20 protein-coding genes are annotated in these 18482 nt (G+C 71.4%); 13 read left to right on the top strand and 7 right to left on the bottom strand.

Annotation, left to right across the window (positions count from 1 at the left end; genetic code table 11):
- Positions 1-70: 70 nt before the first annotated feature.
- Together SLV14N_RS27430 and SLV14N_RS27425 are read right to left on the bottom strand one after the other, a co-directional pair.
- Positions 71-1096 carry an adenosine deaminase gene (locus SLV14N_RS27430; protein ID WP_263271496.1) on the bottom strand — a complete coding sequence of 342 codons (1026 nt, stop codon included), beginning with the start codon at positions 1094-1096 and terminating at the stop codon, positions 71-73.
- Between the two features lie 171 nt (positions 1097-1267).
- Positions 1268-1708, bottom strand: a complete 441-nt coding sequence (locus SLV14N_RS27425) for a gamma-glutamylcyclotransferase family protein (RefSeq protein ID WP_263271495.1) — start codon at positions 1706-1708, stop codon at positions 1268-1270.
- 138 nt (positions 1709-1846) lie between these two features.
- On the opposite strand from SLV14N_RS27425, the gene SLV14N_RS27420 reads away from it, so the two are divergent.
- Entirely contained in the window at positions 1847-2566 is a 720-nt protein-coding gene (locus SLV14N_RS27420; RefSeq protein ID WP_263271494.1) for a vancomycin high temperature exclusion protein, read from the top strand.
- A gap of 74 nt (positions 2567-2640) precedes the next feature.
- Here SLV14N_RS27420 and SLV14N_RS27415 read toward each other — a convergent pair whose 3' ends face one another.
- A complete protein-coding gene (locus tag SLV14N_RS27415) occupies positions 2641-3684 on the bottom strand; it encodes a serine protease (RefSeq protein WP_263271493.1) in 1044 nt (347 codons plus the stop codon).
- Between the two features lie 2 nt (positions 3685-3686).
- Positions 3687-4052, bottom strand: a complete 366-nt coding sequence (cutA, locus tag SLV14N_RS27410) for a divalent-cation tolerance protein CutA (protein WP_263271492.1) — start codon at positions 4050-4052, stop codon at positions 3687-3689.
- Positions 4053-4345: 293 nt separating this feature from the next.
- Between cutA and SLV14N_RS27405 the strand changes: the two genes are divergently transcribed.
- Both SLV14N_RS27405 and SLV14N_RS27400 read left to right on the top strand, forming a co-directional pair.
- Complete coding sequence (locus SLV14N_RS27405; RefSeq protein WP_208684415.1) at positions 4346-4711, top strand: cupin; 366 nt, start codon at positions 4346-4348, stop codon at positions 4709-4711.
- A gap of 84 nt (positions 4712-4795) precedes the next feature.
- Positions 4796-5638, top strand: a complete 843-nt coding sequence (locus SLV14N_RS27400; protein WP_263271491.1) for a class I SAM-dependent methyltransferase — start codon at positions 4796-4798, stop codon at positions 5636-5638.
- A 157-nt stretch (positions 5639-5795) separates the two neighbouring features.
- Here the strand turns inward: SLV14N_RS27400 and SLV14N_RS27395 are convergent, their stop codons facing one another.
- Positions 5796-6584, bottom strand: a complete 789-nt coding sequence (locus tag SLV14N_RS27395; RefSeq protein ID WP_263271490.1) for a TSUP family transporter — start codon at positions 6582-6584, stop codon at positions 5796-5798.
- Positions 6585-6670: 86 nt separating this feature from the next.
- Positions 6671-6988 carry a hypothetical protein gene (locus SLV14N_RS27390; RefSeq protein WP_263271489.1) on the bottom strand — a complete coding sequence of 106 codons (318 nt, stop codon included), beginning with the start codon at positions 6986-6988 and terminating at the stop codon, positions 6671-6673.
- Positions 6989-7161: 173 nt separating this feature from the next.
- Between SLV14N_RS27390 and SLV14N_RS27385 the strand changes: the two genes are divergently transcribed.
- The 6 genes from SLV14N_RS27385 (at position 7162) to SLV14N_RS27360 (ending at position 11109) form a co-directional block, all read left to right on the top strand.
- Positions 7162-7458, top strand: coding sequence for a DUF5753 domain-containing protein (locus tag SLV14N_RS27385; RefSeq protein WP_259670538.1), 297 nt, complete (start codon positions 7162-7164; stop codon positions 7456-7458).
- Complete coding sequence (locus SLV14N_RS27380) at positions 7455-7742, top strand: DUF397 domain-containing protein (protein WP_263271488.1); 288 nt, start codon at positions 7455-7457, stop codon at positions 7740-7742. The genes SLV14N_RS27385 and SLV14N_RS27380 overlap by 4 nt, the downstream gene beginning before the upstream one ends.
- A 115-nt stretch (positions 7743-7857) precedes the next feature.
- The gene (locus SLV14N_RS27375; protein ID WP_263271487.1) at positions 7858-8265 is read left to right on the top strand and encodes a YciI family protein; all 408 of its coding nucleotides are present in this window, start codon (positions 7858-7860) and stop codon (positions 8263-8265) included.
- 8 nt (positions 8266-8273) lie between these two features.
- The gene (locus SLV14N_RS27370) at positions 8274-9419 is read left to right on the top strand and encodes an RNA polymerase sigma factor (protein ID WP_263273297.1); all 1146 of its coding nucleotides are present in this window, start codon (positions 8274-8276) and stop codon (positions 9417-9419) included.
- A gap of 130 nt (positions 9420-9549) precedes the next feature.
- Complete coding sequence (locus SLV14N_RS27365) at positions 9550-10281, top strand: VOC family protein (protein WP_263271486.1); 732 nt, start codon at positions 9550-9552, stop codon at positions 10279-10281.
- A gap of 147 nt (positions 10282-10428) precedes the next feature.
- Positions 10429-11109, top strand: coding sequence for a DUF899 family protein (locus SLV14N_RS27360; protein ID WP_208684408.1), 681 nt, complete (start codon positions 10429-10431; stop codon positions 11107-11109).
- Positions 11110-11279: 170 nt separating this feature from the next.
- On the opposite strand, the gene SLV14N_RS27355 is transcribed toward SLV14N_RS27360, so the two are convergent.
- Positions 11280-11987 carry a hypothetical protein gene (locus tag SLV14N_RS27355; protein WP_263271485.1) on the bottom strand — a complete coding sequence of 236 codons (708 nt, stop codon included), beginning with the start codon at positions 11985-11987 and terminating at the stop codon, positions 11280-11282.
- 379 nt (positions 11988-12366) lie between these two features.
- Between SLV14N_RS27355 and SLV14N_RS27350 the strand changes: the two genes are divergently transcribed.
- The 4 genes from SLV14N_RS27350 (at position 12367) to SLV14N_RS27335 (ending at position 18323) form a co-directional block, all read left to right on the top strand.
- Positions 12367-14358, top strand: coding sequence for a glycoside hydrolase (locus SLV14N_RS27350; protein WP_263271484.1), 1992 nt, complete (start codon positions 12367-12369; stop codon positions 14356-14358).
- A 191-nt stretch (positions 14359-14549) separates the two neighbouring features.
- Positions 14550-17207, top strand: coding sequence for a nitrite reductase large subunit NirB (gene nirB, locus SLV14N_RS27345; RefSeq protein ID WP_269470890.1), 2658 nt, complete (start codon positions 14550-14552; stop codon positions 17205-17207).
- On the top strand, positions 17207-17638 hold the full coding sequence (nirD, locus tag SLV14N_RS27340) for a nitrite reductase small subunit NirD (RefSeq protein ID WP_259670537.1): 432 nt from the start codon (positions 17207-17209) through the stop codon (positions 17636-17638). Before nirB ends, nirD begins: the two co-directional genes overlap by 1 nt.
- Before the next feature lie 184 nt (positions 17639-17822).
- Positions 17823-18323: an SRPBCC family protein gene (locus SLV14N_RS27335; protein ID WP_263271483.1), complete on the top strand. Its 501-nt coding sequence runs from the start codon at positions 17823-17825 to the stop codon at positions 18321-18323.
- The last annotated feature ends 159 nt before the right edge of the window (positions 18324-18482 follow it).

The following is an 18482-nucleotide window of genomic DNA, read 5'->3' as shown; positions in this document are numbered from 1 at the left end:
TGCCATCCGCTCCGCCCCGGGAACAGGCCGGGCGGCAGCGGACATCTCACGCGCCGCTGCCGCCCGGGGGCTACGCCTGGTGTGCGTCCACTTCCCTGAGGTACCGCTCGCGGGTCGACTCGTCGAGGAAGGAGGCGCGGAAGGAGTTCCGGGCGAGGGTGCGCAGAGTGTCCTGGCCGAGGCCGAGGGCGTCGCGTACGGCGGTGAAGTTGTCGTCCGCGTAGCCGCCGAAGTAGGCCGGGTCGTCGGAGTTGACGGTCACCAGCAGTCCGGCGTCCAGCATCGCGGGCAGCGGGTGGTCGGCGAGGTCGTCGATGACCCGCAGCCGGACGTTGGACAGCGGGCAGACGGTGAGCGGCACCTGGTCCGCCACCAGGCGGGCCACCAGCCGCTCGTCCTCCAGGGAGCGCACCCCGTGGTCGATCCGGTCCACGCCGAGGACGTCCAGGGCCTCCCACACGTAGGCGGCGGGCCCCTCCTCCCCCGCGTGCGCCACACACTTGAGCCCGGCCTCCCGCGCCAGCGCGAAGACCTCCTTGAACTTCGACGGCGGGTGCCCGACCTCGGCCGAGTCCAGGCCGACGGCGGTGATCCGGTCGAAGTAGGGGCGGGCCGCCTCGAAGGTCGTCAGGGCGGACTCGGCGCTCTCGTCGCGCAGGAAGCACATGATCAGGCGGGTGCTGATGCCATAGGTCTCCGGGGCGCTGTCCAGGGCGCGGGCCAGACCGTTGATGACGGTGCCGATCGGGACGCCGCGCGCGGTGTGCGCCTGCGGGTCGAAGAAGATCTCGGCGTGCCGTACGCCCTGCTCCCTGGCGCGGGCGAGATAGGCGTGGGCGAGGTCGGCGAAGTCGTCCTCGGTGCGCAGCACGGCCATCAGCGCGTAATAGAGGTTCAGGAAGGACTGCAGATCGGCGAACGAGTAGGCGCGGCGCAGCTCGTCCTCGGTGGCGTACGGCAGCTCGACACCGTTGCGCGCGGCGAGCGCGAAGGCCAGCTCGGGCTCCAGAGTGCCCTCGATGTGCAGATGCAGCTCCGCCTTGGGCAGCGGCTCGTGGGCGGTTGCGGCGGAGGGGGAGGACGGGGAGGAAGCCACGCGGTCACACCTGTTCTGCGGTACGGAAAGGATCCCCGGTACGGGAGGGAGCCCCGGTACGGCTGGGAGCCCCGGTACGCGAGGAGTCGTCCAGGTTAGCCGGGGCGGGGTCGGCTGCCGCGGCGGCGCCCGGGGCGGACGGGTGCCGTTCGCGGTCCGCGGAGGAGCCGGTCAGCCGGCCGCCGCCCGCGAGGCCGGCCAGTCGCCGCCCTCGATGGGGGTGCCGGTGGCGCGCAGCCGGGCGGCGAGCGGTGCGGCCGCCAGGTAGACCCAGGCGCGTACGGTCCTGCCGTCCGGGCACACGGCCTCGGTGGCCACCCGCTCGTAGAGGTTGTGCGGGTCGCCGGGCGTGTAGCCCTCCAGCCGGTCCAGGAGCGTGCACACCTCGTCGTAGTCGGGGTCGCGGGGCCGGACCAGGGCGCCGTGCACCACCGCGTCGGCGGGTCCGGCCGTCGCGTACGGGTATCCGGGGCCGTCGTACAGCAGCGCGCCGCCGATGTGGGCCGGTTCCTCGGCCGCGGTCCGGCCGCGCAGGGTCCGGTCGTAGTTGGCCTCGCCGGGCCGCAGCGTCCCGTAGACGAAGAAGGGCAGCCGCTCGGGCTCGCGGGTCATGGTGGTGCGTTCCTCTCCGGATAGCGGGTGCTCCCTCTGTCACGATGCCAGGCCGCCGCTGCAACCATCCCGGTGCACCCGGCGTCGCAGCCTGCGAGATCGACCGCGAGCCGACGCGGTCGGGGACGGGGGCAGAGGATGCGAGGGCCGGTACCGGGGCTGGTGCGGCGGATACGGAGCGGGGTGCGCCGCGTACGGCTGCCGCGGACCCGGCGTGGCCGGCGCCGTGCGTTCCAGGCCGTGGTGGCGGTGACGGTGCTGGCGCTGGCGCCCGCGACCTGGATGAACGCGACCGCCGGCCCCCGGGTGCACGACGTCGCGGACGCGCCCTCCGCGCCGGTCGCCATCGTCTTCGGCGCGGGCCTGTGGAACGGGGCGCCGTCGCCGTACCTCGCCCACCGGCTGGACGCGGCCGCCGCGCTGTACGAACGGGGCACCGTCCGGGCGGTCCTGGTCACCGGCGACAACAGCCGGCACGACTACGACGAGCCGGACGCCATGCGCAGCTATCTGCTGCGGCACGGCGTCCCCGGGCACAAGATCGTCAGTGACTATGCGGGCTTCGACACCTGGGACTCCTGCAGCCGTGCCCACCGGATCTTCGGTGTGAACCGGGCCGTGCTGGTCAGCCAGGGTTTCCACATCCGGCGCGCGCTGGCGCTGTGCAGCGCGGCCGGTGTCGACTCCGACGGCGTCGCGGTGGCGGCGAAGCGCGATGTGACCTGGGCGTACGGCGGTGTGCGGGAGATCTTCGCGGCCGGGAAGGCGGCGGCCGACGCACTGCTGCGGCCCGATCCGCAGTTCCTCGGGCCGCACGAGAAGGGGGTGACGGAGGCGCTGGCGGCGGACCGCCGGTAGGGCCTGTCGTCGAACTCCCGTCGTGGGACGGGCGGGAGGGGGACGACCGACCTGGCGCCTCCGTCACCCCGCGGTCACTTCTGGGCCGCGCGGGCGTAGAGGTTGAGGACCTTCGACCCGAAGTACGGGCTGTAGGAGATCCGGTCGGCGTCCGGGCCCTTGGGACCGCCGCCGTTGAGGCCGCCGATCACCCCGATGACCCGGCCGGTCCGGCTCTCCTCGTCGAAGTCGCTCAGCCAGGGGCTACCGGAGGTGCCACCGTAGAACCCGCCGCACTCCATGCGCAGTTCGCGGGTGCCGGTCAGCCGGCTGGTGCGGGTCGCGCAGCGCACGGCCCGGTCCTCGGGGTCGTTCCGGACGTTCGGGTAGCCGATGACGGTGACGTCGTTGGTGTAACCGGGCGTCGGGGAGAGGGTGTTGCCGCCGGTGACCTCCTCGATGGTGTCGCCGTCCTCGCCGGGGGCGACGGTGGCGAAGGCGAAGTCGAGGTCTGCCCCGGCGCCGGTGGTGCCGCGGCCGGGGTAGGCGAAGGTCCGCTCGATCGCCCACACCCCGTACGGCTGGGTGGCCGCGCCGGAACGATACTGCGGGACAAAAGCGGCACGGGTTCCCGGATTGCAGTGCCCGGCGGTGAGGATCAGATTGCCGTGCGGGCTGTGCACCACGCTCGCGGTGCAGTGGTGTGCCTTGGCGTCCCCGTCGACGGAGAACAGCACACCGACGGACGGAACGCCGTTGAAGTGCCGGGCGGTACGGCCGGCGCGGGCCGCGGCGGTGGTTCCCTTCGGTGCGGCGGACCGGGTCGTGGCGGTGGGTGGGGTGGGGGCCGTGGGCCGGGCCGGGGTGTCACTGCCCGCCGGTGCGGCGGCCGCCATCCGGTCGGCCGTCCAGTAGGCGGCGGCGTCCCGGCTGGTCCAGGGGTCGTCGGGGGCGGGGCTGGGTTTGCCGGTGCTCGGTGCCGCGCTCCGGGCCTCGTTGACGGCGTGGCCGACGGTTGCGGTGGCCAGGCACACCGTTACTCCGGCCACGGCCGTCGCGGCCCTGATCCAGCGCTTCCGGGTGGGCCGCGCCCGGCGAACTCGCGGCGTGGCGCCGGGTTCCGTGGTGTCGCGCTCCATGTTCAGCTCGTCTCCTCTGCGACCCAGGACAGATAGCCGGCGCCACCGCGGGTGATGGGGGTGGCGATGATCTCGGGGGTGTCGTAGTCGTGCGCGTCGAGGAGGTAGGCCTCCAGCGCCTCGTAGCGCGCCTGGGCCGTCTTGAACAGCACCTGCCATTCCTGGCTGGCCTCGACCGCGTCGTCCCAGCGGAACACCGAGGTCACCGGCGCGCTGATCTGCGCACAGGCGGCGAGCCGGCCCTCGATCGCCCCGCGCGCCAGCTTCCGGGCCTTGGTCTCGCTGTCGATGGTCGTCATGACGGTCAGAAATCCGGCCTGCCGCCCGGTGGGGTCGGGCGGGTCGTTCAGGGCAGTCGGGTCGGCCACGGGTGCGCATCCTTCGCGGTGGGGGACGGGAGGGTACGGACGGGACGGTGGGACCGCGCCGGACGAGCAGGCTCGGCCGACGGCACGGGACCGCCTCGCATCGTACGGACCGTGATGATCATCCCGTAAGAGCCGGGCCCGCCCCGCTGCGGTATGCACCCGGACGCCGTCCCGCCCCGTCCGCCGGGCCCCGCGGCCCTTGGGCGGGCTCCCCCGGTTGCGTCCCCCCGTGCACCGGCAACGATGGAAAGGGCAGCCCAGCCGCCGGTCCGTACCCGCGAAAGGCCAGCATCATGGACGATCTCGATGCGCTCGCCCGCCAGCAGCTCGACGAAGCCAGGGCCTCCGCGCACGGCCGCAGCGCCCGTCTCTTCCTGCATGACGACCGGCTGCGGCAGACCGTGATCGCACTGGTCGCGGGCGCCGCGCTGGACGAACACAACGCGCCCCCGGCGGCGAGCCTGCAGGTCCTGCGGGGGCGGGTCCGGCTGACCGGGGCGGGCGGCGGCGAGGAACTGACGGCGGGTCAGGTCACCATGACACCGCGCGAGCGGCACGGCCTGCTGGCCGTGGAGGACTCGGCGGTACTGCTGACGGCCGTCACGGAGATCCCGGCCGGGGCACGCCCCTCGGCGCTCGCGGGGACGGACCCGAGATAGAGCCGCCCCTACCGCCCCCACCTCCCCCGCCGTCCAGAATTCTGAGTCTTCACATTTTTCTGAATCTTAAGTAGTCTCTACTCCATGATCAGTCCGCGTACCAACCCGCGTACCGACCCGCGTCCCAAGGTGCATCTGACCGAGGAGAAGGAGACCCTCCTCGCCACGCTCTACGGCCGCGCGCTCGACAGCCGCGCCAAGCGGCCGATCCTCGGCGACACCCTGGCCGCCGAAACCGTGCAGCGGCTCGACTACGACTTCAGCAGGATGCGGCTGAGCCGCGGCAATGCCGCCGGAGTGGCGCTGCGCGCCCGGCAGTTGGACGTCTGGACCGCGGGTTTCCTCGCCCGGCACGAGGAAGCGACGGTGGTGCATCTGGGCTGCGGCCTCGACAGCCGTGCCCACCGCCTGGACCCGGGCCCGGGGGTGCGGTGGTTCGACGTCGACTACCCCGAGGTCATCGCCCTGCGGCGGCAGCTCTACCCGGAGCGCGCGGGCTACACGACCATCCCGTCGTCCGTGACCGACCCGGCGTGGGTGGCACGGATTCCCCCGGACCGGCCGACGGTGATCGTGGCCGAGGGGCTGCTGATGTATCTGACCGAGGAGGACGGTACGGCGCTGCTGCGGCGGCTGATGGACCGGGTGCCGAGCGGGGAGCTGGCCTTCGACGCCTTCAGCAGGTTCGCGATCCGCGTCCAGTGGCTCAACCGCCCCGTGGTGAAGGCCGGTGCGCGGCTCCACTGGGGCACGGACACCGCGGGGATCGCGGCGCTGAGGCCGGAGCTGGAGATCGTCGAGAACATCAGCGCCATGGAGATCCCGGGAATCGAAGAACTGTCGGCGGGCAGCCGGCTGGCGGCCCGGATGTCGGCGAAGCTGCCCGCGGTGCGGGACATGGCACGGATGTACCGCTGCCGGTTCTGAGCGGGGGTGGGGAGGACGGGGCGGACGGGCCGGCCGGGCCGACGGGGCCGACCTGGCAGAGGGCGCCCCACGGGGGTGGGCCCCCGAACCGGGCCGGGCGACCGGCCACTGCCGGCCCGTCCGCCACCGTCGGCGCCCGTCGGCCCGCCCACCACCGTCAAACCGCCAGCCACTGGTCGTAACCCAGCTTGCACAGCAGCGCGACGACCACGACCACCAGCACCCCGCGGACGAATCCGGCACCCCGCTTGAGGGCCATCCGGGCGCCCACCATGCCGCCGGCGAAGTTGAACAGCGCGAGCAGAGCGCCGAGTTGCCACAGCACGGTGCCCTGGATCGCGAACATCGTCAGCGATCCGAGGTTGGTGCAGACATTGACGACCTTGGAGGTGGCGGAGGCGGTGACCAGGTCCATGTGCAGCACCGCGGCGAGCGCGACGATCAGGAACGCACCGGTCCCGGGCCCGATCAGCCCGTCGTAGAAGCCGATGCCCAGGCCGGCGACGAGGATCGCCGCCGCGATGCGCATGCGGGAGACCGGCCCGGAGGGAACGGCGGCGGTCCCGAAGGCCGGCCGCACCAGGACGAACACCAGCACCGCCAGCAGGACGGCCATGATCAGCGGTCGCAGCACCGCGCTGTTGATACCCGCCGCGAAGAACGCCCCGGCCAGTGAACCGGCGACCGCGGCGAGGCCGATGCGCAGCGCGGTGCGCACATCGATCGGGGCCTTGCGGACGTAGGTGACCGCGGCCGCGGTGGTGCCCACGATGGCGGTGGACTTGTTGGTCCCCAGGACGTACGCGACCGGGGTGTGCGGCAGGCCGACGAGCAGGGCGGGGAGCAGCAGCAGTCCGCCACCGCCCACCACGGCGTCGATCCAGCCCGCCGCGAGCGCGGCCAGGCAGAGCAGAGTCAGAGTGAACAGCGATATGTCAGGAGGCACCGGTTGATCTTATGAACCATCCGTCGTCCTGGACTCCGAACGCATGGATGCCGCAACGGTGTTGGCCGGGAGGGCGGGGCCCGGTCTCACTCGCCGTCCGCACCGATCACTTCGGGGTCGTGGTCGGACGCGGGCAGGCGTGCGCCCCGGCTCTCCGCGACCCGGTGCACATCGGCGAGCGCATCGATCAACTCGACGGCCAGCAGGTGAAGTTCCCCTGGCGTCCAGGCACGGCCGGCAAGGACACGTCGCGCCTCCTTGACGAGTCCGGCTGCCAGTTCAAGCTGCGCCACCTCGATGTTGTCGGCGACGCGGGACACGTACCCGGTCCCGTCGCTCACCAGAAAGCACGGCTTACCCCCGGGGCCCGTCCACGGCAGAAGCCGCGCGACAGCGTCGGTCATGTCGTCCACTCCGTCTGTGCGTGTCGTTGACGGTCACACCCGGATGGATACCGGGTGTAGGCAATTGGTCACCCGGACAACGCAACGGGCAATAGAATCGGGGTGCTTGAAGCGGCCGTGCGCAAGTCTGCGACCTGCCGCGATACCGGCACGCACCCATATGCCGAGAGGTCATGGCCGGACAGCTTGAGTATCTGCTGACGGCAGCCGCGTCGCCGCAGGTCAGACTTCAGGTCATGCCGTTCTCGGCGGGTGCTCCGGCCGCGCACGCGAAGCCGTTCATCGTGCTCCGCTTCACAGACGCCCGCCCGGTGCTCTACACGGAGACGCGGGTAGGAGGCAGGATGCACGACTCCGCACAAACGGTCGACGCCGCCCTGGATGACTACGATCTGCTCAGGGCGCACGCGTGGTCCCCCGATCGATCAGTGGCCCTGATCAAGACTCTGTTGAAGGAGTACCGCGCATGAGTGCCGACCTGGATCTCGCCGGAGCCAAGTGGCTCAAGTCGTCCCACAGCGACGCCAACGGCGGGGACTGCGTCGAGTTCACGCGCGACTTCACGTGGGTCAAGTCGTCCCACAGCGACGCCAACGGCGGGGAGTGCCTCGAATTCTCCCGCGCCCTCACCGAACCCCACGGCCTCGTCCCCGTCCGTGACAGCAAGGACCCGGACGGTCCGGCGCTCATATTCGCGGCAGGCAACTGGTCCTCGTTCGTCTCAGCCGTGAAGCTCGGGCAGTTCTCCGCCTGAGAGGCGTCCCGGGCCAAAAATAAATTCTGCCGGCGATGTCGAGATCCCGTGGCCGGCTCCGTCCCCGGGGTGAACGCGACCACAATGGCTCGCACCAGCACCGAGGAGAACCATCATGGCCAAGTACTTGCTGCTCAAGCACTACCGCGGCGCCCCGGCAGCGGTGAACGACGTACCCATGGACCAGTGGAAGCCGGAGGAGATCTCGGCCCACGTGCAGTACATGCAGGACTTCGCGACCCGGCTGGAGGGGACCGGCGAGTTCGTCGACGGTCAGGCGCTCGCCGCCGAGGGGACATGGGTCCGGTACGACGGCGAGGGGCGCCCGCCGGTCACCGACGGTCCGTTCGCCGAGACCAAGGACCTCATCGCCGGCTGGATGGTGATCGACGTCGACAGCTACGAGCGCGCCGTCGAACTGGCCGGGGAGTTGTCGGCCGCCCCCGGAGCGGGCGGGAAGCCGATCCACGAGTGGCTTGAGCTGCGCCCGTTCCTGACCGCGCCGCCCACCATCACGGAGTGACCTCCTCGATGGACGAGGTCCTGCTCCGGAGCCTCACGCCGAGCGTGCTCGCCATCCTCGTCCGCCGCGGAGCCGACTTCGCGGCGGCCGAGGACGCCGTGCAGGACGCACTGGTCGAGGCGGTCCGCGGCTGGCCGGCCGACCAGCCGCGGGACCCGAAGGGCTGGCTGGTCACCGTGGCCTGGCGCAAGTTCCTCGACGCGACCCGGGCGGAAAGCGCCCGCCGCCGGCGTGAGGACCTCGTCTACGAGGAGCCGGCGCGCGGACCCGCGCCCGCGGTGGACGACACGCTCCAGCTCTACTTCCTGTGCGCCCACCCGTCGCTGACGCCGTCGTCCGCGGTCGCGCTCACGCTGCGTGCCGTCGGCGGGCTGACCACCCGCCAGATCGCCCAGGCCTACCTGGTGCCCGAGGCGACCATGGCGCAGCGCATCAGCCGGGCCAAGCGCACCGTCTCCGGCGTGCGGTTCGACCAGCCCGGCGACGTCGCCACCGTGCTGCGCGTCCTCTATCTGGTCTTCAACGAGGGCTACTCCGGCGACGTCGACCTCGCCGCCGAGGCCATCCGGCTCACCCGGCAGCTCGCGGCCACCATCGACCACCCCGAGGTGGCGGGGCTGCTCGCCCTCATGCTGCTCCACCACGCCCGGCGCGCCGCCAGGACCGCGCCGGACGGCAGCCTGGTGCCGCTCGCCGAGCAGGACCGCGGCCGGTGGGACACCGAGGCGATCGCCGAGGGGGTCGAGATCCTCCAAGCGGCCCTCGCCCGCGACCGGCTGGGCGAGTTCCAGGCCCAGGCCGCCATCGCGGCGCTCCACGCCGACGCACCCACCGCCGAGGAGACCGACTGGGTGCAGATCGTCGAGTGGTACGACGAGCTCGCGCGCCTGACCGACAGCCCGGTCGTCCGGCTCAACCGCGCGGTGGCCGTCGGCGAGGCCGACGGACCGCGCGCCGGCCTGGCGGCGCTCGCGGCGCTGGACGACGCACTGCCCCGCCACACCGCGGTGGCGGCGTACCTCCACGAGCGCGACGGCGACCTGGCGACGGCGGCACGGCTGTACGCCGAGGCGGCCCGGAAGGCACCCAACCTCGCCGAGCGCGACCACCTGACGCGCCAGGCCGCCCGGCTCAACGCCCGCCGGAGTCGCTGACGGTCGCGTTCGGACTCTCCCGCGCGCCGTACGTGGCACGGCCCCGTCGCCAGGGCGGTCGACCCATCGCCTCCACGAAGAGCCGGAAAAACCCGTTCCCTCTCTATTCAACTTTGACTAGAGTCGCGGCATGGCTGAGAAAACCATTCCGCTCCTGCCGTGCCCGACGATCCAGCCCGTTCTCGACTTCTACACAGCCCTCGGGTTCGAGGTGACCTTCCAGCAGAAGAGCCCCAACCCGTTCGCCGTGGTGCAGCGGGGCGGCGTTGAGCTCCAGTTCTTCGGGGTGAAGCAGTACGATCCGGCCGACTCGTTGAGCACCTGCTATGTCGTGACCGATGACGTCGACGGACTGCACGATGCCTTCCGGGCTGGGCTCAAGGCGGCGTACGGGAAGATCCCGACCCGTGGGCTTCCCCGGATCGGGACGCTGAAGGACACGTCGTACGGTATGCGGCAGTTCCTCATGACCGATCCGGGCGGCAACTGCCTCCGCATCGGGCAGCGGACGAGCGCGGACCTGCACCACCGGCCCGCCCCCAAGGAAACCTTCGCGCGCGCCCTGCATCACGCGTCGCTCCAGGCAGACTCGAAGGAGGACCTGGCCGCGGCCGTCAAGATCATCGACCGGGCACTGAGCCTCGATGAGCGGCCCACGCCCGTACAGCTCCTCGGCCTCCTCGTGCTGCGTGCGGATGTCGCCGGACGCCTGGGCGACGCCGCCACCGCGGCGACGGCGCTCGCCGAGGCCGCCGCGATCCCGCTCACCGCCGAGGAACGGGAGTCGGCCCGCGACAGCCTCACCCGCCTGGAGGAGCTGCGGGACAGCGATGCGCCGGCTACGCCGGAGGCCGGTTCTTAGCGTCTTAGCTCCCTCTCGCACCCCGCACGGTCCCCGCCGCGGCCGCTCCGCCTGGCGAGCCGCTGTACACCGGCTGAGAATGGTGGGCGGCGGCGGACGGCCGCCGGGAGCGGCGGATGTGCGCCGGTAGTGGTCCAGGAGGCAGCGATGCGGCACACCCGTCTCAGTGGGGAGTCGGCCGAGTACGGCGACGCCCGCGAGGAGCTGCGGCAGGCCGAGATCGAGCTGATGCGCCAACGCGAACGGGTCGCCGCCATGCGCCGGGGGCTGCCGCCGGGACCCGCCGTCGACGACTACGTCTTCGAGGAAGGTCCCGCGGATCTGAGCGCCGGGGACCATCCGGCGCGGTCCGTGCGGCTCGGTGAGCTGTTCAGCGAGCCCGGACGTGACCTGATCGTCTACCACTTCATGTTCGGCAAGCAGCAGAAGCAGGCCTGCCCCATGTGCACGATGTGGCTCGACGGCTTCAACGGGATCGTCGACCACGTCACGCAGAACGTCGACTTCGCCGTCGTCGCCGCGGCCGAGCTGCCGGTGCTGCGTGCGCACGCCCGCGACCGGCAGTGGACGAACCTGCGCCTGCTCAGCGCCGGGGCGAGCACCTTCAAGTACGACCTGGGCAGCGAGGACGCGGATGGCAGCCAGGACTCGACGGTGTCGGTGTTCACCCGCGACGACGCCGGGGCGGTGCGCCACGTCTACTCGGTACATCCCCGGATGGCCGAGGACATCGACCAGCGCGGGATCGACCTGCTCACGCCGGTGTGGCATCTTCTCGACCTCACGCCCGGGGGCCGTGGCGAATGGTTCCCGGCGCTGCGCTACTAACGCGTGTCCGACCCTGACCCATCGGACAGGCCCTGGCTTCGGAAGGACAGTGAGGGCCTCCTGGTCACCGGTTGCAGATCTCGCGATCCGCACCGGGCCAGAAGGCCCTCGTCCCGTTTCGGGCCGCTCACGGAGTTTCGGTGGTCACCACACTCCGCGCACCGACCGAATTAGACCGGGCCGTCCTTGCCGCACAGATTCTTGACTTCGTCGGCAGTCATGTCGTTGGGCTGGAACCTGATGAGCTTGTAAGTGATGTCCGAATCGACGTCATGGAATTCGCGCGGCCCAACGGCGGTGTACTTGTTCGCCGTACCGAAGGGATTTGTCTCACTGACGCCTGCGATCTTCCAAGTCCCCTTCGCCTTCTGGGTGACGGGGACCGACTCGAACCAGCCAGTTTGATGGGGGGCCAGTGTGCCTGTGAGCGCATTGCTCACAGTGTTCGACTTGAACCAGCTCTGATCGACTTTCGCCGTCGCCCCGAGGCCTGCGATCGACAAGCCGACTGTGGTCGTTTCGCCGATGGTCTCAGCCTCTTCGAACTTCTGTGTAGCCGTTTCGGTGGCGGAGCAGTTCTGGCTCGGCGTCCCCACCCTCGTCGGCGTACCGTAAACCGGGTCCCCGATCTTTTCGAGGGGCACGAAGGTGCACGTGTCACCGGGGCAACCAGAGAGGTACTTGGCGAGCCCCTCGGGAGTGCTCCAGTCGTCGGTGTCCTGGGGGACGACTCCAACCCCAGGCTTCGGCATAAGGCTGCCACCGCCGCCAGGCGAGTCTGCCTGCGCCGGGGTGATGGTCAGGCACAGCGCCGCCACGACGGCCGCTGATCCCACCGCGGCCGCCTTCGCCCGCCAACTGCCTATTCTGCTGTTCATTTTGCTTCCCTTGCCTTCCACCTGAAGTGCGGATTGCGTCCTGCGATTCCGTTCACGACTCCGGGCGATGCCGTCCAGGGAAGGCGGAGCCCGTTGTGAGCGAGGGGTGCATCAGCTCCGAACCCTCCGGGAACGAAGTGCCGCCGGCCACGCAGCAGAAGCGAATTGCCTCCGCGACCGGCATATGAGAAGGCTCGGCCACGTCGCTCACGATCGGCTCACACCACGCTCATGCGACGTCGCCGGCCTGATCCGCAGGACACCCCCTGGCACGCACCGGCGGCGGCCCTCTGCCGGCTGTCACCAGGAGAAAGGCAATCGAGCGGCTCGTCGGCGGGCTCTTAGAACTCTCTTAATCCCGCTGACTATTCACTCCAGTATGAATCCCCACCTCCCCAAGACCACAGGGCGGCACCGCCGTACCACCCGTGTGCTCGCCGCCTCCCTGGCCCTCACCGCGACCACCTTCGGTGCGACCGGATGTGACAGTGCTGCCGCCGGCACGCTGGAGGGAAGCCGGCTCGAACTTCCCGTCCGCGGCGGTACGGCCGTAGTCGACACCGCCTCGCTGGCGGTCGACGCGCGCACCGCGGACGGGCGGCGGCTGGTGCTGTCCGGTCCGGCGGGTGGCGGGCTCGGGAAGCCGGGGCCGGTGACGCGGACGGCCGACGGGGCGAGCTGGAGCTACCCCGCCAAGGGGCTGAAGGTCACGGCGAGTTCGGAGCGCGGGCGGCTGCGGATCAAGCTGCGGGCGGACCGCGACGGGTCGGTCAGCTGGCCGGTGACCGGTACCGACCGGGCCGCCTCCGCGCTGCAACTGCCGCGCGGCGAGGGCCTGGACGTGCCGGTGCGGGACGCGTTCTGGAACGCGAGCGCGGAGAAGGGCGGGCTGGCCGGCAGCACCGTCGACGTCGGCGAGGGCTTCTCGCTCCCGCTGTGGGGCTATTCCATGGGGGCGGCCGGGGTCAGCTATCTCACCCCCACCGACATCGGCACCTCGCTGCGCTTCGCCTCCACCGGAGGCAGGCTGCGGGCCACCGCCGCGCATGCCTTCGACGCCGGTGAGGGCACCCGTGACTACGAGGTGTCCTTCGCGCTGACCGACGGCAACCCGGTCGCCCCCGCCGCCGACTACCGCTCCTACCTCTCCCAGCGGGGAAAGCTCCACAGCCTGCGCAAGAAGATCCGGCAGAATCCGGCCACCAGCAAGCTGCTCGGCGCCTTCCACGCCTACGGGTGGGGCGAGGCCCGTACCGCCGCCGGGGTCGACAAGCTGAAGCGGCTGGGCGTGGACCGGATGTGGCTCGGTTATGACGCCGGGCCGGACCCGATGAACGCCGCGGCGGTGCGGGCCGCCAAGAAGGCGGGCTATCTCGTCGGGCCGTACGACACCTTCGCCAACGGGCAGGACCCGAAGACCACCGACAGCCCCACCTCGGCCTGGCCGGACCGGGTCTACCCCGACTTCTGTATACGGAAGGCGGACGGCACCCCGGAGACGGGGTTCGGGAACCGTGGCTGCTACCTCAGCTCCCGCGCCTTCGAGAAGGCCGAACCGGGCAAGCACTACCTCGCCGACCGCACCCGCAAGATGGTCGCCAACGGGGCGGACAGCTACTTCCTCGATGTGGATGCGACCGGTGAGGTGTTCCGCGATCACGGCAAGGGTCATGAGATGACCAAGGCCGGTGACCGTGAGATGCGGCTCGCGCGGATGCGGCGGCTGTCCAAGAACCTCGTCCTCGGATCGGAGTCCGCCCAGCCCTGGGCCAACCAGGTGCTGGCCTACAACCACGGCTCGGGCACCCCGGTCGCCGACGGCCTGTGGAAGCTGCAGCGCGACAAGAAGACCTGGGGCGGCTGGGCCCCGGGGAACGCCCCGGAGAATTTCTTCAAGCCGGTGAAGCTGCCCGCCGAGCTGGCCACGGCCATGTACGACCCGAAATACCGCGTCCCCCTCTACGAGACCGCGCTGCACGGCTCGCTGGTCAACACCGAGCGCTGGGAGCTGTCGTACGAGAAGCTGCCGGAGCAGAAGACCACCCGGGCGCTGCTGGCAATGCTCTACAACACGCCGCTCAACTACGCCCTTGACGGGCCGACGCTGGACAAGAAGGGGTCCGAGCTCGCCGCGCTGCAGAAGTACTTCTCGCCGCTGCACCGCGCGGCCGGCACCGAGCAGCTGACCTCTTTCCGGTGGCTGACCCCCGACCGCAGCGTCCAGCGCACGGTCTTCGGCAAGGGCGCGCTGACCGTCACGGCCAACTTCGGCACCGAGGCCCACGACGGTCTGCCGGGCGGCTGTGTCGACGCCAAGCTGCGCACCGACAAGCAGCCGCGGCGGCTGTGCCCGGCGCAGCTGAGCGGCTGACCGGACGGTCAGACGGGGGCGGGCCTGACGGTCAGACGGGGGCGGCCTGACAGCCGGGCCGTACGGCCGGGGCGGGCCCGCACCGGGCGGCCCGCCCTCACACGGCGCCCCGCCCGCCACTGAGGGCAGCGTTCCGCCCGGGAAACAGAGCAGATGCGGGCGGGTAACAGCCGGACCGCAGGCTGATGAACATGACCTCGATGCCGCCGCACCCGGAAGCCACGCCAGCCGCCGCGCCTGGCACCACCCCCACCCTTGTCCTCATCGGCCACGGCATGGTCGGCCAGCGTTTCCTGGAGGAGCTGGCCGACCGCGGCGTCACCGAGCGGAACCGGGTGGTCGTGCTGTGCGAGGAGCCCCGCCCGGCCTACGACCGCGTCCAGCTGACGTCGTACTTCGCCGGCCGCGGCCCGGAAGACCTGAGCCTGGTCGATCCGGACTTCATGGCCCGCCACGGCATCGAACTGCACCTCGGTGACCCCGCCACCGCCGTCGACCGCACGGCCCGCACGGTCACCGCCCGCTCCGGCCTGACCGTCCACTACGACACCCTGGTGCTGGCCACCGGCTCCTACCCGTTCGTCCCGCCGGTGCCCGGCAAGGACAGTGCGGGCTGTTTCGTCTACCGCACCATCGAGGACCTGCTCGCCATCGAGGAGTACGCCAAGAACGCCCGCACCGGTGTGGTGGTCGGCGGCGGACTGCTCGGCCTGGAGGCGGCCGGGGCGCTGAACGGGCTGGGGCTGCGCACCCACATCGTGGAGTTCGCGCCGCGGCTGATGGCGCTCCAGGTCGACGAGGGCGGCGGCCGCGCGCTGCGCCGTACCGTCGAGGAGATGGGCCTGGAGGTGCACACCGGCGTCGGCGGCAAGGAGATCGTCGCGGACGCGGCCGGTGCGGTGACCGCCATGGGCCTGTCGGACGACTCCCGGATCGAGACCGATCTGGTCGTCTTCTCCGCCGGTGTCCGGCCCCGCGACCAGCTCGCCCGGGACTGCGGGCTGCCGGTCGGCGAACGCGGCGGCATCGTCGTCGACGAGCAGTGCCGCACCACCGACCCCGCCGTGTACGCGATCGGCGAGTGCGCCCTGGCCGCCGACGGCCGGGTCTACGGACTGGTCGCGCCCGGCTACGACATGGCCCGCACGGCCGCCGGCACCATCGCCGAGGCACTCGGCGCCGGCACCGGAGAGACCGAGGGCTTCACCGGCGCTGACCTGTCCACCAAGCTCAAGCTGCTCGGGGTGGACGTCGCGTCCTTCGGCGACGCGCACGGCGCCACCGAAGGCTGTCTGGACGTGGTCTACTCCGACGCCCGCAGCGGTGTCTACAAGAAGCTGGTGATCGGCGCCGCGGGCGAGCTGCTGGGCGGGGTGCTGGTCGGCGACGCCGAGGCGTACGGCATGCTGCGCCCGCTGACCGGCAGCGTTCCCCCGGTGGCGCCCGAGCAGCTGGTGCTGCCCGCCGGGGCGGCGGAGGGCGGGGCCGCCGCGCTCGGCCCGTCCGCGCTGCCGGACAGTGCGGTGCTGTGCAACTGCCACAACGTGACCAAGGGGACGGTGCGGGCGGCGGTCACCGAGCACTCCTGCGGCACCCTCCCCGAGATCAAGAAGTGCACCAAGGCCGGTACCGGCTGCGGCAGTTGCGTCAAGTCGCTGACCGCCGTGATGAACGACGAGCTGGCCGCGAACGGCGCCACCATCGACACCGGGCTGTGCGGCTGCTTCCCGCACACCCGCGCCGAGCTCTACGAGATCGTCCGCACCCTGCGGCTGACGACCTTCGCCGAACTGCTGGACTCGCACGGCCGCCCGGAGGCCAGGAACGGCGACGGCTGTGAGATCTGCAAGCCCACGGTCGGCTCGATCATCGCCTCCCTGGCGCCCTCCGTCGGCGCCGACGGCTATGTCCTCGACGGCGAACAGGCCGCCCTCCAGGACACCAACGACCACTTCCTCGCCAACCTCCAGCGCAACGGCTCGTACTCGATCGTGCCGCGCATCCCCGGCGGGGAGATCACCCCGGACAAGCTGATCGTGATCGGCGAGGTGGCCCGCGACTTCGGCCTCTACACCAAGATCACCGGCGGCCAGCGGATCGACCTGTTCGGCGCCAGGGTCGACCAGCTCCCCGAGGTGTGGGCCCGGCTGGTGGACGCCGGCTTCGAGTCGGGGCACGCGTACGGCAAGGCGCTGCGCACCGTGAAGTCGTGTGTGGGGCAGACCTGGTGCCGCTACGGCGTGCAGGACTCGGTCCGTATGGCCATCGAACTGGAGCTGCGCTACCGGGGGCTGCGCTCCCCGCACAAGCTCAAGTCCGCGGTCTCCGGCTGCGCCCGGGAGTGCGCGGAGGCCCGCGGCAAGGACTTCGGTGTCATCGCCACCTCCAACGGCTGGAACCTGTACGTGGGCGGCAACGGCGGCGCCGATCCGCGCCACGCCGATCTGCTCGCCCAGGACCTGAGCGACGCCGAACTGATCCGGCTGATCGACCGGTTCCTGATGTTCTACATCCGCACCGCGGACCGGCTGGAGCGCACCTCCGCCTGGCTGGAGCGGATCGAGGGCGGCCTCGACCACGTCCGGGACGTCGTCGTCCATGACTCCCTGGGGCTGTGCGACGAGCTGGAGGCCCTGATGGCCGCCCATGTCACCCACTACCGCGACGAATGGGCCGAGACCCTCGCCGACCCCGAGCGGCTGGCCCGCTTCGTCTCCTTCGTCAACGCGCCCGACGCGCCCGACCCGTCCGTCCGCTTCGTGCCGGAGCGCGACCAGGTCAAGCCGGACCTGGAGCTGCTGGCCGGCCCGACCCTGCCCGTACGCACCCTGGAAGGGACCTCCGTCTGATGACCACCGCCACCGCCACACTCACCCGCACCGAAGAAGACATCGAGGCCGCCACTACGGCCGCCACGGTCGAGATCCGCTGCCCCCAGGGCTGGGTCGCGGTCTGCACACTGGACGACCTCATCCCGGGGCGCGGGGTCGCCGCGCTCCTCCCGGACGGCACCCAGGCCGCACTCTTCATCGACCGCGCCGGGCAGGCCTATGCCATCGCCAACCGCGACCCGTTCACCGGCGCCCAGGTCCTCTCCCGCGGCCTGACCGGCTCGGCCGACGGCCGCCCGTTCGTGGCATCACCCCTGCTCAAGCAGCGTTTCGACCTGGCGTCGGGGAACTGCCTGGACGATCCGTCGGTCTCGGTCCCGGCGTATCGCGTAAGGAGTGTGGAGCAGGTACGGGGTGCGGGGGCTCGGGGTGGGGAGAGGGGTCTCTGATCGGTGGCGGGGAGCCGGTGACCGGTGACCGGTAGCTGAGAGCTGATAGCCGACGCCGGTGGCCGACGGCCGGGGTGACGGAGAGCAACGCGCAACCGCTCGGTTGCACCTCCTGGGCTTACGTGCAACCATTGGGTAGCACGTAAGGCATCAGTCGATCCGAGAACGGCAGGAGGCGCGCGCCATGAGCACCGACGGCAACCAGAGCACTGACAGCGGCGCGGGCGGCGACGGCAGGGACCGCATCGAGCGGGAGATCAGCATCGCCGCGCCCGTGGAGCGAGTCTGGGCCGTGCTCACCGAACCGGAGCATGTCGGCTCGTGGTTCGGGCAGGGCCGGCCGACACCGGTCGACCTGCGGCCGGGCGGCATCATGCAGCTCGACCACGGCGAGTACGGCCAGTTCCCGACCACCATCGTGACCGTGGACCCGCCGCGTCACTTCTCGTACCGCTGGGCCAGCGCCTTCCCGGGCGAGGTGGCGACCGAGGGCAACTCCACCCTCGTCGAGTTCACCCTCACCCCGGAGGGCGACGGCACCCGGCTGCGCGTCGTGGAGACCGGATTCGCCGCGCTCACCATCCCCGAGGACCGGCGGAAGACCGCCGGGTACGAGAGCCACTCCGAGGGCTGGTCCGGCCAGGTGGAGAACATCCGGCGGTACGCGGAGCAGCTCGCGGCATGACGAGGGATGCGGGGCCGGGGGCAGAGCGGCCGGGAGGAGAACGGCCGGGGGAGAAATGGTCGGGCGCTGGGGCGGGAGCGGGGCCGGGCGGGGGGCCGGGCAAGGGCGCGGGCACCGGAGCAGATCCGGGCTCGGGCCCCGGCTCGGGCCCTGCCCCCG

This window comes from Streptomyces sp. Je 1-4 4N24, assembly GCF_026239515.1.
Classification (GTDB): Bacteria; Actinomycetota; Actinomycetes; order Streptomycetales; family Streptomycetaceae; genus Streptomyces; species Streptomyces nigrescens.
The sequence above is the reverse complement of the archived record's forward strand: the minus strand, read 5'-3'. Positions and strand labels throughout refer to the sequence as shown.